The organism is Paenibacillus sp. GCM10012306 (assembly GCF_042649265.1).
Classification (GTDB): domain Bacteria; phylum Bacillota; class Bacilli; order Paenibacillales; family Paenibacillaceae; genus Paenibacillus_AQ.
In genome coordinates, this window is the sequence record NZ_JBHRYW010000004.1 from 306,258 (window position 1) to 323,774 (window position 17,517).

Sequence of the window (17,517 nt, forward strand, 5' to 3'; positions counted from 1 at the left end):
TCTTTATAGACGGTAAGGCTTGGGGCTTTATGTATTTATAGGCTTGGCTTAACGTTCATAATGACGCTCTGTCATGGAGAAGTTAAAGGTATCCGCGACTCAGCAGGGAGCAGACACAAAATACTTAAAATTGTGAACAATTTGAGGAATTGCAGAAATAGACTTGAAATGTGATAAAAATCACAATATAATCAGTTCATAAAGTGAAATAAATCACAAACAAATAATATATAAGCTTTTCAAATTGGAGGAGGAAGAAATCATGAAAGTAGCAGTCATTGGATGTACCCATGCCGGAACCGCAGCCATCGTTAATACCGCCCAGCTTTATCCGGACGCCGAGATTACGGTGTACGAACGTAACGACAACATTTCGTTCCTGTCTTGCGGGATCGCCCTTTATGTAGGGGGTGTTGTTAAAGACCCTCAAGGACTGTTCTATTCCTCGCCAGAGAAGCTCGCTGAGCTCGGGGTGAAGACGAATATGCGTCATGAAGTAATCGCGGTGGATACCAAAGCCAAGACACTCCGGGCCCGCAACCTCGCGAATGGACAGGAGTTTGATGATACCTACGACAAACTGATCATGACAACAGGATCTTGGCCGATTGTTCCACAGCTGGATGGCATGGATTTGGACGGTATTCTGCTCTCGAAGAACTACAACCATTCCAACACTATTATTGAAAGAGCCAAGCATGTAAACCGCATTACGGTCGTTGGCGCTGGATATATCGGAGTAGAACTGGTAGAGGCGTTCCAGATGAACGGTAAGCAAGTAACCTTGATCGACGGGGAAGAGCGAATTTTGAGCAAATACCTGGACGAGGAATTCACTGCTCCCATCGAGCAGTCTCTGAAGGATCACGGCATTACCTTGGCGCTTGGTGAGAAGGTCAGCTCTTTTGTCGGCGATAATGGTAAGGTTACGAAGGTTATCACAAGCAAAGGGGAGCATGAGACCGAACTGGTGATTCTCTGTATCGGTTTCCGTCCTAATACGGAGCTGTTGAAAGGTCAGGTTGAGATGTTGCCGAACGGCGCGATCGTTGTGAATAATTACATGGAGACCAGTGCGCCGGATGTCTTCGCCGCTGGCGACAGCTGCGCAATTCACTATAACCCAACTGGTAAAAATGCCTACATTCCACTGGCGACTAACGCTGTACGGATGGGTACCCTGGTGGCCCGTAATCTTGTTGCCCAAACGATTCCTTACATGGGTACGCAAGGGACATCTGGCATCAAGATCTATGAAGATAACATTGCCGGAACGGGACTGACGGAGGAAGCTGCCAAGGGTGAAGGTATGGAAGTCGATAGCGTTATGATCTTGGATAACTATCGTCCGGAGTTCATGCCGACATTCGAGCAAGTGCAGCTCAAGGTCGTGTTTGAACGTGCGACACGCCGTATACTGGGTGCGCAGATTATGTCCAAAATGGATTTGACGCAATCGATTAATACGATCTCAGTGTGCATCCAGAATAAGATGACGGTGGATCAGTTGGCCTTTATTGATTTCTTCTTCCAACCACACTACAACAAGCCGTGGAACTTCCTGAATACTGCCGGATTGCAGGCATTGCCGCAAACACTGGCTGTAAAAGAACCCGCGTTAGTATAAAATCATTGTCATTCAGACCGGAGCCAGATTACCCTGGCTTCGGTTTTTTTGCGTGTCCAAACGGTAATTATGACATGTCAGTGAAAATTTTCACTTGTCTTTTACAGTAGTGATTATTATCACGTTAATGTGTTATACGACACGCTACAATGGCATAAAGGAACAAATTTAAAGTATTAAAAGGGGATACGAACCATGGCTTATAACAAACCTCAGCAAATTGCTGAAGTAACGGTGGAGAACGGAATCAAGAAGGCGCACAATCCGCTGAGTACCGTCCTTATACTTGGCTTCCTGGGCGGTGCATTTATCGCTCTCGGGTTTTTGCTGGATATCCGCGTAATTGCCTCCGCGCCTAAAGAATGGGGCTCCATTGCGAATTTCATCGGGGCTGCCGTCTTTCCGGTAGGTCTGATTCTTGTGCTGCTGGCAGGAGCGGAACTGCTGACAGGCAATATGATGGCGGTGCCGCTAGCCTTTATGGCTAAGAAGATTTCATTCAAGGATGTCGTCAAGAACTTGACGCTGATCACGCTAAGTAACTTGGCGGGGGCCTTGTTTGTTGCCTATTTCTTCGGACATGTCGCCGGACTGACGTCAGACGGAGTGTATTTGGAGAAACTGGTGGATATGGCGGGACATAAGCTTGAAGCTGGATTCCTCCCGGCTTTCGTATCGGGTATCGGCTGTAACTGGCTCGTGGCTCTGGCGGTATGGCTCTCCTACGGGGCAGATAGCTTCAGCGGCAAAATCCTCGGCATCTGGTTCCCGACCATGGCGTTCGTCGCCATCGGCTTCCAGCACGTTGTAGCCAATATGTTTCTCATTCCGGCGGCGATCTTTGAAGGGCATTACTCCTGGTATGAGTACTTCATGAACTTTATTCCAGTCTGGCTGGGAAATCTCACAGGCGGGGCTATCTTTGTAGCGGCAGCATATTGGGCAGCTTACTTGCGTAAGGTGCCTACGGCGGTGCAAGCGGTGGACGGCATGTCTGTTGCGAGTGCGAAGAAGCATGCTTAATGCGTAGACCCACGGGGCTGCGTTGATGAACAGACATTCTCTAGGGTTCGCAGGTCCTGAAGTTAAGTGACAGGTCAGCGTCTCTAGGGAGTGTTTTTTTGTACGGTGACATAACAAAAATTCGCCGCACTTCCGACTCGGGGGAACGAAATCGAAGCGCACGGCGATTCTAATAGGGAGTGTTTCTTAGACTTCATTACCCCAGGAATACAGGAGTGAATCAGAATCAATCAAGACAAGAGAGAGCGGTCATTCCATTGGCTCTACTCACTTTGATATAATATTGCAATGCTGCGACAAAGCGGTAGTGTACAGGCTTGCCCTACAACTGCTAATGGGAGGATACTGGATGGAATTGACCACACCAATCTTATAGAGGATGTACATTAGTTATGAAGTTTTTATCTGCTTATCCTAAAGAAGTTAAAGTATTTCTGATTGCCAGCTTGATCAATGCGACAGGCAGTGCGCTGATGTGGCCGCTCGTGACTATGTATGTATTCGATGAGCTTGGCCGCAGCATGAAGGATGCCGGTCTGGTCATTCTGATTCAATCCCTGGGAGGGATTGCCGGTCAACTGCTGGGTGGCTCCCTGTACCATAAAGTTGGCGTGAACCGCCTGATCGTCGGGGCGCTTGCCATGAACGCCCTTGCGTTGTTCACACTTCCGGCAGCCAGTCAGAGTTGGACGATTTTCATGATTGTAATGGGACTTGTGGGGCTATTTAATTCGCTGTCACTCCCGGCGATTCAGGCCTTTATCGGCTTTCGCTTTGCCAAGCAGCGGGGTGAGCTGTTTAACATAGTCTACGTCGCCAATAATATAGGAGTGGCGCTGGGTACGGCCTTAAGCGGTTTTCTCGCCGATATCTCCTATATGCTGAGCTTTGTGATGAACGGTGTGACCTCGGCCGTGTTCGCCGTATTCTTCTTTATGTATCTACGGCGAGTCGGAACGGGACCGGAAGCAGAGGGAGCCGATTATAAAAAACAACAGCAACGCAGCCAGTCTGGCTGGCTGCTGATGGGGAATACAAGAATCTACCTCTATATGTCGGTAGCTTCGCTGTTCCTGCTGGTCGGCAACTCCATTTGGAACACAGGTGTATCACCGTTTATTATTTCGGAAGACTGGCCTAAGAAGGCCTATGGCTTTCTGTGGACGCTGAACGGTATTCTGATCTTTGCTGCCCAGCCTGTGATTAGCCTGCTGAAGCGCTGGCTGGCCAAAGATTCCACGGCCCAAATGACGGCCAGCGCACTGCTCTATTTGAGTGGCTATGCCGTGATCCTGAGCGTGCAGAATTACCCCGGCCTTATTCTGGCCATGGTATTGACCACGTTCGGTGAAATGTTAATCTCTCCGGCCATGCCGGCTTTCATCACCGAACATGCGAACCGCAGTGCCCCGTTCTACCTGGGGCTGAGCGGAGGCATTGGAGCCATCGGCAGAGTCATCGGCCCTTATTTCATGGGCAGTCTGTATGACAGTGGGGGATTGTCGCCAACCGCCTGGCTGGCGTGTGCCATGGCAGTGCTGTCCACCCTGTTCTTCATCATTCATGCCTACATCAATCGCCGGCGTGACTCGGCGGATCAGGCAACCGTATCATCTTAGGCATTGGCATGGGGAGCCATTGACCTGATATATATTCCAGAGTGTTGGGCAGGGGGAGAAGCTTATGCAACGAATGGATAGCGGGACGCTGATAATCAGGCCCTCGGAGATCAGGGATGCCAGTGATCTGATTGCGCTGGATCATCTCGTCTGGACCGAGGAGACGACACCGGGGCCTTTGAAATGGCGCTCGCGGAAGGATTATCTGCAGCATTCACCGCCTGGATCGCAGCTATTGGCTGTACTGGATGGCAGACTGTGCGGGTATGTTGGCTTTGGCAGTCCCAGCCAGATGGAGAGCCACCGGCATGTCTGTGAGATTAATATTGCTGTCCATCCGGAGTTTCGGCGGGCCGGTATTGGACGCCAACTGGTGGAAGCGGTCAAAAGACATGTCAGGGATTATGCAATTCGCAAGCTCCGCCTGCGTGTACTTGCAAGCAATGAGGCGGCACTGGCGTTCTACCGATCCTGTGGATTTCAGGAAGAGGGACGATTGCGGGAAGAATTTTATCTCGGCGGCCATTATGTCGATGAGATCTTCATGGGTCTTATGCTGACCAAGGGCCAAGAAGCGGGGACGGGTTCCACTTAAAAAAGCAACCCGTTCTCCATTGTGCAAGGAGAAACGGGTTGCTTGCTTACGGCTGATTGGCTAGCCCAGCAGCTGCCACTCACTACGCAGCAGGCCGTACACGGCGTGATTCACGTAGCCGTCCGGCAGCTGCTCTGCCTGGCGGATCACACCTTCCAGCACGAAGCCTAGCCGCTCAGGAATGGCACGGCTAGAGGCGTTGCCTTTGGCACACCGGATTTCTATCCGGTTCAGCTCCATCTCCAGCAGCGCGTAGTCGACGAAGACCCGCACAGCACTGGTCATGTATCCTTTGCCTTCGTAGCCTTCGCCCAGCCAGTAGCCGATGCCGACGGAACGATTATTCCAGTCGATCTCGTGGTAGCCGATCACGCCGGCCAGTTCACCTTGCACCCATAGTCCTGCTGAGAAGCCGCCGTTGTCACTACCCAGCTTTATGGCATTCTTGATAAAGCTGGCGATATGGGCCTGCTCCGTGACGCCGTCTACCCACGGTAGCCACTGTCTAAGTCGCTCCCGTGAGCGATCCACGAGCTGGAACATCGGGCGGGCGTGCTCCGGCGCCAGCGGCTTCAGCATAAGTTCTTCGTCTATAACGTAATTAAACAAGTTGCAGCCTCCTCTGCAGCCCATGGCCTGATCTGTCTATCTGCGCTGTTTCCATTCCAGCGCATAAATGTCTTCTTCCAGCGACTGCATCCGCTGCCCTACCAGGCTGCGGCAATCTTTGAGCGCTTCATTGTAGATGGAAGGGCCCAATTCTTGCAGGAAGAAGTCGAGCAGATTATCTGCGGCCAGGTGACCGATTGTCTCACCGCGCTCAGCCTCAAAGTGGTTGCGAATATTCTCTACAAGAAGCTCCCGCTGCTCTTTGGGCAGCTTAATGACTTTCACAGGCGAATCCCCCTTATAGATGTAAATTAAGGTAAAAAGGTTCTATGCTTTCATGCTACTCTATCGCCACGAGTGAAGTCAAAAGATTCATAGGTGCCGGAAGAAACCACTTGGCACCCTGTCCCCTTTTATTGAACAATCCCTGCGTAACGGGTATATTAGTAGGAAACATGTTCATACAAGGTAGTAGTAACATTCCAGAAGCGAAAGGTTGATATCTGTGGAGAATCGTAGTACCCCCTCCAATTTTATTAAGAACGTTATCACTGAAGATCTCCGCTCGGGTAAAGCCAAGGAAGTGATCACCCGGTTTCCACCGGAGCCGAACGGCTATTTACATATCGGACATGCCAAGGCGATTTGGATCAACTTTACCCTTGCGGATGAGTTCGGTGGCAAGACCAATCTGAGATTTGATGACACGAATCCCGTCAAAGAGGATATTGAGTTCGTCAATTCCATTAAGGAGGACGTGAAGTGGCTCGGCTATGAATGGGAAGAGCTGCGCTTTGCCTCCGATTATTTCGAGGAAATGTATGCGCGCGCTGAACTATTGATCAACAAAGGCAAAGCCTATGTGGACGATCTCAGCGCTGAACAGATCCGTGAGCTGCGCGGAACGTTGTCACAGCCGGGACAGAACAGCCCTTACCGTGAACGCAGTATCGAAGAGAACCTCGACCTGTTCCGTCGCATGCGTGCGGGAGAATTCCAGAACGGTGAGAAGGTGCTTCGTGCCAAGATCGACATGCTATCGCCGAACATTAACCTTCGTGATCCGGTCATTTATCGAATTTCCCATGCTCACCACCACAATACTGGCGACAAATGGTGCATCTATCCGATGTATGCCTTTGCCCATCCGTTAGAAGACGCCATCGAGGGTGTAACGCATTCTCTGTGTTCTCTGGAGTTCGAAGATCAACGTCCATTCTACGATTGGGTAATCGCGGAATGCGAAATGCCGTCTGTACCGCATCAATACGAATTTGGACGCCTCAATCTCGCTCAGACCGTAACGAGCAAGCGTAAGTTGAAACTGCTGGTTGATGAAGGCCATGTCGATGGCTGGGACGATCCGCGTATGCCTACGGTTTCGGGTCTGCGCCGCCGTGGTTATACACCTGAAGCGATCCGCAATTTTGTGTTCGAGACCGGAATCTCCAAGAACAACGGTTTGGTGGATTACCCGATGCTGGAGCATTTCATCCGTGAGGACCTTAAACTGCGCGTGCCGCGCACAATGGCGGTGCTTCGTCCGCTTAAGGTGGTCATTACGAACTATCCAGAAGGCCAAATTGAATGGCTGGAGGCGGAGAATAATTCGGAGAATGAAGAAATGGGCTCTCGCCAAATTCCATTCTCTCGTGAAATCTACATCGAACGCGATGACTTCATGGAGAACCCGCCAAGCAAATATTTCCGCCTGTTCCCTGGTAATGAGGTGCGCTTGAAGCATGCTTACTTCATCAAGTGCAATGAGGTTATCAAGGATGAGAACGGTGAGGTTATTGAACTGCATTGTACCTATGATCAAGAGACGAAGAGCGGCAGCGGATTTACAGGTCGCAAGGTCAAAGGTACGCTGCATTGGGTCGAAGCAAGTCAGGCCGTTCCGGCAGAATTCCGCCTCTTGGAGCCGCTCATTGCAGTAGAGGAGCCGGATCAAGCAGCGGACGTGGAAGGTCTGGATGAAGCAGGGGACAAGCCAGAACCAACCTTCCTGGATCAGTTGAACCCGAACTCCCTGGAGATTCTGCAGGGCTTTGTGGAGCCGGGCCTGAAGGACAGTGTGCCGCAGGACAAGTTCCAATTCTTCCGTCATGGCTACTTCAACGTGGACAGCAAATATTCAGCGCCGGGTCAGCCGGTCTTCAATCTGGTAGTATCCTTGAAAAGCTCGTTCCAACTGCCTAAATAAGCAATTTGGAATCACAGATACAAAGACCAGACATACAAAAGGGGAGTTTCTGCAGGCACTGAACAGTGCTGCGGAACTCCCCCTATTTGCATATGAACGCTGATTATAACTCTATTTCTTCCTCCAACAACGCTGGTTCTTCAGAGACAGGCTGATAGCGGCCGCGAATGACGAAAAGCCACATAAACCCGAAGCCGAGCGTTCCGATAAAGGTTAGGAATACGCTGCCTTGATACATGCTGAGGGCTCCGAGATTCTGGTACAACCATCCGCCGAGAATCCCGCCCAGAATCCCGGAGATTCCGCTCCAGGTCAAGGTGTAGAGCGCTTGTCCTGAAGATTGGTATGGACGGGGCACAAGCAGACGAGTTAACTGAGCACCAACATAGAAAAATCCACCAAAGGTAACACTGTGCAGAATCTGTATCAAGGCTACCTCCAGTGGCATCGTTGCATCGGCCATCAGCCACCATCGCAGCACGTACAGGGCGCTGACCAATGTCAGACAGCCGATCAGAACCGAGATTTTACGTTTCAGGAATCGTTCGCACAGGACGAATACGCCTACCTCCAAAATGGACGAGAGGAAGACAGCCAGTCCGATCATGGTTTTGGAACCACCCAAATCAGTGATATACAGCGACATGAACGTCGTATTCATCGTGTTCGGAATGGAAACGAGAATCCCGAAGAGAATAAAGCATAGGAAGAACGGATTAGCAAAAAGCTTGGTAAAGCCTCTGAACGGCAGCGGAGCCATCCCGATGGAATGATTCAGCTTGGGCAGTACCAGTAGCGATATCATTGAAGCGCATAACAGTGCTGCGAACAGATAGGATAATATGGATACTCCCATTCGATCAATAATGGGACCTACAGCTATAGCTGTGACGGCCCACCCCAGCGAGCCCCACAGCCGGAAAGACTGGAAGCGGTAGTTCGTTCCGTCTATATAATTCAGAATGATTGTATTACTCTGGGCAAACAACGGCCCTTGGAAGAAAAAGAACAAGATAATGGCGATGTAGATCATCTCATATGTATTCGCTTGAAAGACAAGTTGGGATAAGAGCAGTGTTCCCGTTAGCATAATCAGCACGATTCGGCGAATGTTCTGGTAACGGTTTGTCCAGATGCCCCAGAACGGGTTGGCGAAAATGGAAACGAGCGCACCCAGGGATATGACACTGCCGATCTCAAGTTTGTTCATCCCTACATCCTGCAGGTATAGTTGAAAAAAGCTGGTGAACAGGACCATGGTTCCATATACGAAGAAATTGAACCATTTCAAGGACGTGAAAGAAGATTGCATATGAAGGTTCTCCCGCAATTTGGGCACTCCTTTCCCGCTAAATGCCGTGTATATATTCGTTACAGCCGTTTTTAGGCAGCTTCTATCACTGTAACACGTGTTGAAAAGGGATACAAACCAACTTTTGAGCGGATTTCCAATTCTCTGGTGGTTTTTGCGTGATTGTCGTTATATATACAAGGTACAAGGTGCTATTTTTTAGATTATCCATGATTCACAGCGGCTATCCTGTCTTTTGCTCACTGGCTTCGCTATGTCCTAGATTTTAAATTGTTTAACTTCAGTTTAAACAGCAAAGGTATCATTGGATTTACGGGAGACAGGAGCTGAAAGCCACCTTCTAAGATATCCGAATGAAAAGGAGAACCTCCATGAACAGTAAAAAAACTGAAAAGACACAGGGGGCGGCACTAAAACCGTTCCTGACTCTGCTGAGAGAAACGAAGCCTTCCTACAGCCTGCTGACGACGGCCATTGCGCTCAGTGTCATCTCTACGCTGGTGGGTCTTGTAATCCCTATGTTCACCAAAACGCTGGTTGACGGTTTCTCACTGGCTTCCATAAGCAAACTGCAGATTGCCGGAATCATCGGAGCTTTTATTGCCCAGACGATTGCCGGAGGCGTGTCCATCTACTTGCTGAATTATGTGGGACAAAGGATGGTAGCGGGCTTGCGGGATCGGCTGTGGCGTAAGTTCCTTGTACTGCCGGTGTCCTATTATAATGATAACCGGACTGGTGAAAGCGTCAGCCGAATGACTAATGACACAGGAATCATTAAAACTTTGATCTCCGAACATTTAGCCAGTTTATTTACTGGAGTCATCTCGATTGTCGGCTCCATTGCCGTTCTGCTTTATTTGAATTGGAAAATGACTTTGGTGCTGTTCGCCGTGCTGCCGCTGTCGGCTTTAATATTGGTTCCGCTGGGTCGGCAGATGTACAAAATCTCCAAAGGGATGCAGGATGAGACGGCTTCCTTTACCGCCACGCTGAGTGGGGTACTATCGGAGATCCGGCTGGTCAAGGCTTCCGGCGCGGAGAAACGGGAATATGAGGCCGGCAGAAACGGGATTATGAACCTGTTGACCTTCGGTATTCGTGAGGGTAAGGTCAGTGCCATGATCAGCCCGCTGGTGTCTTTCGTCTTCATGATGTTGCTTGTTGTGATTATCGGTTATGGCGGCATGCAGGTATCGTCGGGGGCATTGACTGCCGGTGAACTGGTTGCTTTCATTCTCTATCTTATCCAAATCATTATGCCGTTGACTCAATTGACCACGTTCTTCACGCAAATTCAGAAGGCCAAGGGCGCTTCGGAGCGTATCATCGAGACCTTGGCGGCTGAAGAAGAGAACTACGAGGGAGAAGTGGAAGCGACAGCCTCTCATGGGCCGATCACGGTGGAAGATTTGAGCTTCGGTTACAAGAACGGTGAGAAGGTACTTAGCAATGTGAGCTTTACCATGCAACCAGGTCAGGTAACAGCCATTGTCGGCCCCAGCGGAGGCGGGAAGACAACATTGTTCTCCATGCTGGAGCGCTTCTATGAGCCCGAGAGTGGTGTGATTCGGCTGGGTGAGAAGCCTGTTACGGATTTTTCCTTGAAATCCTGGCGAAGTCTGATTGGATACGTGTCGCAGGAAAGTCCGCTGTTGGCTGGTACAATTGCTGATAATCTCTCCTACGGCCTCGAACGGGAAGTCAGCCTGGAAGAGATGCGCAGAGCAGCGGCCATGGCCTATGCCGATGGTTTTATCAACGAATTGCCGGACGGATATGAGACGGATGTTGGTGAACGGGGCGTGAAGCTATCGGGTGGACAGCGGCAGCGGATTGCCATTGCCAGAGCGCTGCTGCGCGATCCCGAGATTCTGATGCTGGATGAAGCAACCTCCAGTCTGGACAGTCAATCCGAGGCGGTAGTGCAGAAGGCGCTGACTAATCTGATGAAGGGGAGAACGACGATTGTCATCGCACATCGGTTGGCTACGGTTGTCCATGCAGACCAGCTTATTTTCATGGAAAAGGGTCGGATTACCGGTAAAGGTACACACGAAGAATTGCTAAACCATCATGCGCTGTACCGGGAGTTTGCTACCCAGCAGCTGCAAATGAATGAACCAGCTGCCTATAGCGGCAGCAAAGAGGAGGTTCTGGCAAGTAATGACCAAAATTCTGGTAGTGGACGACGATCCGCATATCCGCGAATTGGTGGAAGTGTTTCTGAGAGCTGAAGGTATAGAAGAGATTTACGGGGCTTCCGACGGGCTGGAAGCGCTCCGTGTTCTGGAGGACATCTCGGTGGATATGGCTATACTGGATGTTATGATGCCGAATATGGATGGCTGGGAGCTGTGTCGGCAGCTACGGAAATTGTATGACTTTCCAATTTTGATGCTGACGGCCAAAGGGGAAACGATGCAGATCGTGAAAGGCTTTGAGCTTGGCACCGACGACTATCTGGTCAAGCCGTTCGAACCGCCAATCCTGATTGCCAGGGTGAAGGCGCTGCTCAAGCGGTATCAGATTTCCGCTGCACAGAGTGTAGTGGTCGGTCATCTGCGAATGAACCGTAAAACCTACGAGGTGAACACCGGGGATGGGGAGATTACATTGCCGCTTAAGGAGTTTGAGTTGCTTTTCAAGCTCGGCAGTTATCCAGGGCAGACCCTGGCCCGAGAGCGGTTGATCGAAGATATCTGGGGTTATGATTTTGAAGGCAATGAGCGGACACTGGACGTGCATATCAACCGTCTGCGGGAACGATTCCCTAGAGAAAAATACGGATTCGCGATCCGTACGCTGCGTGGTCTGGGGTACCGCCTGGAGAGCGACATATGAATAAATCCAAGAAAGTCATCCGATTTTTGTTGTTCATCGGATTCCTCGGCATGGTTCTTCTTAGCTGGACTGGATCTTACTTCCTAATGAATTGGATATTTTCCAGGACTGGCCGTCCTGCTCAGGAATATACGGCAGGGCTACTCACCACGGTTGTGTCGATTGTGTTCTTCTTCGCGTTGGCGTTTTGTGTGTCCGGAACCTTCCGTGGGTGGGAGCGGGTCTTCTACAAGTCAATTATTGAAGGCCTCCGTAGAATTTCCACCGGTGATTTCAACGTCGTTCTGGCCAAGGATAAGGATTATGGTGAATTTGGCGAAATCGCTGAGAGCATCAACAAGATGGCCAGTGAACTGGGCCGGATGGAGACCATGCGTCAGGATTTCATCTCCAATGTCTCACATGAGATCCAATCGCCCTTGACCTCCATTCGGGGCTTTACCCGTGCGCTTCGATCAGAGACGCTCAGTCCGGATACCAGAATGCATTATCTCGACATTATTGAAGCCGAAAGCACAAGGCTATCGGGGCTGAGCGACAATCTGCTGAAGTTGTCTGCGCTGGAAGCGGGTAATTTTCCTTTTGAAAAGAAGGCTTACCGCCTGGATAAGCAGCTACGAGAGATGGTTCTGGCGTCCGAACCGCAGTGGCTGGAGAAGAATATTGAGGTGGAGGCTGAACTTGAGGGCTTAGAGGTACACGCCGTGGAAGATCTCATGAGCCAGGTCTGGACCAATCTGTTGCATAACAGTATTAAGTTCACTCCGGAGGGCGGAAGTATTCGGGTCCGGATGGAGGCTGTGGATTCAGTCGTTCAAGTCGAAATCAGAGATAGCGGGATCGGGATATCGGGAGAAGATCTGCCACGCATCTTTGAACGCTTCTACAAAGCAGACAAAGCAAGAAGTGCTAGTGGAGGTGGCAGTGGCCTCGGATTGTCTCTTGTGAACAAGATTATTGAGATTCACGGGGGGAGCGTCACGGCAACAAGCCGTCCCGGCGAGGGGACGGCTTTTGTAGTAAGTCTGCCTGTGCGAACCTCTTGAAGTGCCAGTTCATGTGCAGACGATTAATGTTTAAGACCTTTCTCCAGCAGCGCCCACAGCTGTTCGAGCTCTTGATCGATACCAGGGCGCTGCCATTCGTATGCATGGGATGGATGATGATAGCTTGCTGTGGCCTGCACGATGGAACGGGATAGTACTTCCGGCGGAGCCGAATCTGCAAGTATACCTTCCCGGACACCTCGTTCTATCACACTGCTCATCTGCTCATAGATGCGCTGGACATGGACTTCAATCAGTGCGGCCGAATCTACTGTAACATCTGCATACATTTTGAACATCTCCGGGTCTTCTGAGGCACAGCGACGTTTAAGCTCAATTAATTTCAGAATATAAAGCCGCAGCTGTACCAGCGGATCTCCTACTGTTTTCTGCGCAATCTCGGCTAGAGGGGCGAGAATCTGCTCCTCAAGCCATCTCTCTGTCACCGCCTCGCGCAATGCCACCTTGCTTGGATAATGCCTGTATAAGGTACCGTGGCTGACCCCGAGCAGCTTCGCCACATCGGTGACCGATGTTTTGTCCGGCCCGAAACGGCGTAAGGTCTGCTCAGCGGCATCCAGAATTTCTGTTTTGCTTAAGATTGAACTTGATTTGGATTGTGCCATGGATTCTTCCTCCTCCAGTGATAAAAGAATAGCATAACGGGTAGTAGAAGAGTATATTACACAAAAATGCTACAAAATTCGACAAGAGTTTACACTTCTTATCTATTCTTAATGAAGGAACTACATATTCATTACGTTCACTGGGGGTTTAACTATTTTGCAGAAGAAAAAAGTTCGTTCATTGCTAACCGCTGCTCTGGCAGTAATGACATTGGGACAGAACTTGTCGCTGCCTACAGCGTATGGCGCTTCAACGGAACCGATGACTAGTCCACCTTCGGGCGGCACCGGAAAATGGATGACTGGCGAATATCATGTGCATACCTATGAGTCAGATGATGCGCAGGAATCATTGAAGGATGTACTAGATACTGCTTTTGAGAAGAATGGTCTGGACTGGCTCTTCCTGGCTGACCATCTGCGGATGTCCGGACGTGACCATGAAGGCACGCCTCTGCCAGGAGGGTCCATTCCGATGTCCAAAGGAATTATTGACTATCAGACACCTATAATTAAAGGCCTTCAGGCTTCGGGAAAATATGTTGGCAAGACCATCTTCTCCGGATTTGAATGGGATATGCCGCAGTATGACCACGCTGCTATCGGTATTGTGACGAATGATCCAGGCTCAGCGGCATCTTTAAAAGCTGTCAATCAGTTCGAATACTTGTTCACTAACCGAGCTGAGAACCTCTTCGATCCTGCGGATGTTACCAAGTGGGCTGCGTTGGATAACAGAGCTTTCTCAACCAAAGCAGATACCCGAAAGGGGATCCAATGGCTCAGTGAGCACTATCCGGAGAGCTACATGCTGATTAACCACCCATCGCGCAAGAATGGCGGAAGCTCGGAGCTGAAAATTGAGGATGTCCGTGACTTCAACAACATTGATCCGCATGTGGCTTTCGGTTTCGAAGGGATGCTGGGTAACCAGATGTCTCCTGACCGGGGGGAAACAGCTGAAGTATACGGCGGAACTGACGTGAAAGTAGCTAAAGTTGGTGGCTTCTGGGATGCCCTGCTTGGCGAGGGCCGCAGATTCTGGAACTTCGCCAATTCCGACTTCCACTTCAAGACCAGCAGAGATAACAAATATTCTAGCGGATACTGGCCGGGGGAATACTCCAAGAACTATACCTGGGTCGATGGTTCAAGCGTTCAGAACATCGTTGACGGTATGCGTTCAGGTAAATCTTTCTCCGTCTTCGGTGATCTGATCAACGCATTGGATTTCAAGGCGTCCGGCGACGGCCGTGAGGAAGCAATGGGCGGGGAGCTTGAGGTTAAGCAGGGTGACAATGTGGAGGTTACCATCCGCTTCAAGAGTCCTGCGAAGAACAACAACGGTGATGCTGTCTCGGTGGATCATGTCGAGTTGATCTCTGGTGAAGTCAGCGGCAAGGTTCAGCCGAATACCCCTGAATATTCCAAACCAACGAATGATACTACTAAAGTCGTAGCCCGGTTTACTAGTGCAGACTGGACTAAGGATTCCGAAGGCTACAACGTGATTACTTACAAGCCGGGAGCGGCAGACAAGAGCCGGTATTACCGACTTAGAGGAACCAACCTCGGGCTTAACGTACCGGGAGAGACGAAAGACGGTGAGCCTTTACTTGATGTAAAGAATAACACTGTCGATAATGCTACCCGCTTCCAGGAAATCAACAGCCGCAACTATGGCGATCTGTGGTTCTACTCCAACCCGATATTTGTGAACGTAGAGCCATACACCGATAAGCAGGCTGTGGAAGATACGACAGCTACACTTAATCTCGGTGATACTAGCGGAATCATCGCAGATCTGAAGCTTCCAGCCGAAGGCCAGCATGGGGCCAAGGTTCAATGGGAGAGCTCAAACGCAGACGTGATTCGCGTCGCTGACGGAACCGGCTATATTACCCGTCCTGCTGCCGGACAGCCGGATGCGATGGTATCACTCAAAGCAACGATTAGTCGCGGTACACAGAGCGCTGTGAAGACGTTCGAGGTTACAGTAAAAGCCAAGGAATATACAGACCTAGAAGCTGTACAGTTGGCCAAAGAAAAGTTGACACTTGGCGATCTTAGCGCTGTGAAGAGTGACTTGTATCTGCCTGCTGCCGGTGGGCAGGGGACAAGTATCGTCTGGGAGAGTTCTAATCCAGTCTTGATGACCAAGGAAGGCAAGCTGGCTTTCCGTCCGAAAAAGGATACTTCGATTACCTTGACAGCAACGATCCTGCGCGGTAACGCTTCTGAGGTGAAGACCTTTGAAGTCAATCTTAGCGGGGACGACAGCATTACACCGCTTGAGCTTTCTGGGGTGATTCACACTGCAGATGGAGCTCAACAACCAAGTGGTGCCTGGAGTAACCAAGATTTCAATGTGAGTGTATCTGCCAGCGTTTATGTTCCAGGCACTACGGTTTCCCTGCAGGTGTCCCTGGATGGAAGTGGCGATTTCCAGCCTTACGAAAGCAAACATTCTCTGAAGATCACAGCTGAAGGACAGCATACGTTGGAGTTCCGGGCTACGGATTCGCTCGGTAATACGGCTACACTGCCGCTTGCTGTGAATATTGACCGCACAGCACCAGTGATCACGCTGAAGGGTGGCAGCACGATTACGTTGACCCAAGGCGATACCTTTGTTGATCCAGGTGCGGAAGTTACGGACAAATTAGGAATTGCAGGCCCTATCGTGGTTAGCGGTTCGGTGGATACCGGAACGCTAGGTACTTACAAGCTGCAATACAATGCTAAGGACTTGGCCGGCAATAGTGCCGTGGAAGTCGTACGTACGGTAATGGTATCTGCTCGCCCGGGTAATGGTAACGGTAATGGCGGGGCTCCTGCGCCAACTGCTACGCCGGTTCCAACTGTTACACCTACCCCGGTTCCTTCCCCGACTCCGGGAAATACTACGAAGCCATCCGCCGAAGGCGTGGAGCTTCAAGTCAATGCGGTGCAGGGAGGGGCTGCCAGTCTTAAAGATTCAGCCGATCTCAAGATCCCGGCAGGAGCACTGGCTGGCGACAGTAAAGTAGCGCTCAAACCGGTAGCACTTCCAGCTGGCGGAACACTGACAGCCGCTAGCTCTGGCGTTGAGATTACCAGTACTAATGCTGGCCTGCTCAATAAGCCGGTCGAATTGACACTGGTCTATGATAAGAACAAGATCACTTCCGGTCATAAAGCTGCGGTCTATTATTACAATGAACAGCGTAGCAAGTGGATTTATGTAGGTGGAGCAGACAATGCCGCTGGCAGTGTTACTACTAGCATTAATCATTTCTCCACTTATGCCGTGTTCAACTATCAAGCCCTGCCGATGACGGATTTGAACAATCATTGGGCTGAGGCCTACACGGATCGCCTGATTGGTATGGAAGTCATGAAAGGTTACGACGATCATAGCTTCCGTCCTGATGAGAAGGTGACTCGGACTCAATTCGCTACCCTCATTGCCAGAGCTCTGGGACTGCAGTCTTCCGGCAATGCTGTAAGCTTTGCCGATCAGGAAGCTATCCCGGCTTGGGCGGCAGGAGATATTGCGGCTGCTGTAGAAGCCGGAATCATCCGTGGTTATGAAGTCGGTGGCAAGACGATTTTCAAAGGGTCTGAGGTCATCACTCGCGCTGAAATGTCAGTGATGCTTGCAAGCGCACTGAACAGCGCACCACATAAAAAGACAAGCAGCAGCATCACCTTTGTGGATCGTTCCGCAATCCCGCAATGGGCGGCTGCGTCCATTGAGACCGGGGCTGCGGCGGGCATTCTGGGTGGGTTTGAGGATCAGACCTTCCGTCCAGAGCGCACAGCAACCCGTGGTGAAGCCGCAACGGCGATCTACAGATTGCTTGAGGCATTGTCCATTTAATACAGTCGTTATTGTATCTGACGGAATATAACGAAAAAGCCGCTTTCCCTGTTGGCTGGGGAAAGCGGATTTTTTGGCTTCCACATCCCGGTCTAAGGATGTGAGGCTGGTGAATTGCGGAAGAGCAAACAGGGGAGGAGATAGGGCC

13 protein-coding genes are annotated in these 17,517 nt (G+C 50.5%); 9 read left to right on the top strand and 4 right to left on the bottom strand.

Annotation, left to right across the window (positions count from 1 at the left end; all coding sequences use genetic code 11):
• The first annotated feature begins 262 nt into the window (after positions 1-262).
• The 4 genes from ACFORK_RS12165 to ACFORK_RS12180 all read left to right on the top strand — a co-directional run bounded on the left by ACFORK_RS12165 (position 263) and on the right by ACFORK_RS12180 (position 4,864).
• Positions 263-1,627 carry an FAD-dependent oxidoreductase gene (locus tag ACFORK_RS12165; protein WP_379199112.1) on the top strand — a complete coding sequence of 455 codons (1,365 nt, stop codon included), beginning with the start codon at positions 263-265 and terminating at the stop codon, positions 1,625-1,627.
• Between the two features lie 195 nt (positions 1,628-1,822).
• Positions 1,823-2,650 (top strand): formate/nitrite transporter family protein, encoded by an 828-nt coding sequence (locus tag ACFORK_RS12170; RefSeq protein WP_379199115.1) that lies wholly within the window; start codon positions 1,823-1,825, stop codon positions 2,648-2,650.
• Between the two features lie 392 nt (positions 2,651-3,042).
• Positions 3,043-4,269 (top strand): MFS transporter, encoded by a 1,227-nt coding sequence (locus tag ACFORK_RS12175; protein ID WP_379199117.1) that lies wholly within the window; start codon positions 3,043-3,045, stop codon positions 4,267-4,269.
• 64 nt (positions 4,270-4,333) lie between these two features.
• Positions 4,334-4,864, top strand: a complete 531-nt coding sequence (locus ACFORK_RS12180; RefSeq protein WP_379199119.1) for a GNAT family N-acetyltransferase — start codon at positions 4,334-4,336, stop codon at positions 4,862-4,864.
• Positions 4,865-4,924: 60 nt separating this feature from the next.
• On the opposite strand, the gene ACFORK_RS12185 is transcribed toward ACFORK_RS12180, so the two are convergent.
• Positions 4,925-5,473, bottom strand: coding sequence for a GNAT family N-acetyltransferase (locus tag ACFORK_RS12185; protein ID WP_379199357.1), 549 nt, complete (start codon positions 5,471-5,473; stop codon positions 4,925-4,927).
• Between the two features lie 36 nt (positions 5,474-5,509).
• Positions 5,510-5,758 (bottom strand): DUF2164 domain-containing protein, encoded by a 249-nt coding sequence (locus ACFORK_RS12190; RefSeq protein ID WP_379199121.1) that lies wholly within the window; start codon positions 5,756-5,758, stop codon positions 5,510-5,512.
• A gap of 220 nt (positions 5,759-5,978) precedes the next feature.
• Here ACFORK_RS12190 and ACFORK_RS12195 point away from each other — a divergent pair, with 220 nt between their 5' ends.
• Positions 5,979-7,679: a glutamine--tRNA ligase/YqeY domain fusion protein gene (locus ACFORK_RS12195; protein WP_379199123.1), complete on the top strand. Its 1,701-nt coding sequence runs from the start codon at positions 5,979-5,981 to the stop codon at positions 7,677-7,679.
• Positions 7,680-7,782: 103 nt separating this feature from the next.
• Here the strand turns inward: ACFORK_RS12195 and ACFORK_RS12200 are convergent, their stop codons facing one another.
• The gene (locus tag ACFORK_RS12200) at positions 7,783-8,991 is read right to left on the bottom strand and encodes an MFS transporter (protein ID WP_379199125.1); all 1,209 of its coding nucleotides are present in this window, start codon (positions 8,989-8,991) and stop codon (positions 7,783-7,785) included.
• A gap of 371 nt (positions 8,992-9,362) precedes the next feature.
• On the opposite strand from ACFORK_RS12200, the gene ACFORK_RS12205 reads away from it, so the two are divergent.
• Genes ACFORK_RS12205 through ACFORK_RS12215 form a run of 3 tightly spaced genes read left to right on the top strand, consistent with a single transcriptional unit; the run spans position 9,363 to position 12,881 of the window.
• Complete coding sequence (locus ACFORK_RS12205) at positions 9,363-11,228, top strand: ABC transporter ATP-binding protein (protein WP_379199127.1); 1,866 nt, start codon at positions 9,363-9,365, stop codon at positions 11,226-11,228.
• A complete protein-coding gene (locus tag ACFORK_RS12210; RefSeq protein WP_379199129.1) occupies positions 11,158-11,835 on the top strand; it encodes a response regulator transcription factor in 678 nt (225 codons plus the stop codon). Before ACFORK_RS12205 ends, ACFORK_RS12210 begins: the two co-directional genes overlap by 71 nt.
• Entirely contained in the window at positions 11,832-12,881 is a 1,050-nt protein-coding gene (locus ACFORK_RS12215; protein WP_379199131.1) for a sensor histidine kinase, read from the top strand. The genes ACFORK_RS12210 and ACFORK_RS12215 overlap by 4 nt, the downstream gene beginning before the upstream one ends.
• A 23-nt stretch (positions 12,882-12,904) precedes the next feature.
• Here the strand turns inward: ACFORK_RS12215 and ACFORK_RS12220 are convergent, their stop codons facing one another.
• Entirely contained in the window at positions 12,905-13,507 is a 603-nt protein-coding gene (locus tag ACFORK_RS12220; RefSeq protein ID WP_379199133.1) for a TetR/AcrR family transcriptional regulator, read from the bottom strand.
• 157 nt (positions 13,508-13,664) lie between these two features.
• Here ACFORK_RS12220 and ACFORK_RS12225 point away from each other — a divergent pair, with 157 nt between their 5' ends.
• Positions 13,665-17,369 (top strand): immunoglobulin-like domain-containing protein, encoded by a 3,705-nt coding sequence (locus ACFORK_RS12225; protein ID WP_379199135.1) that lies wholly within the window; start codon positions 13,665-13,667, stop codon positions 17,367-17,369.
• Positions 17,370-17,517: the final 148 nt, after the last annotated feature.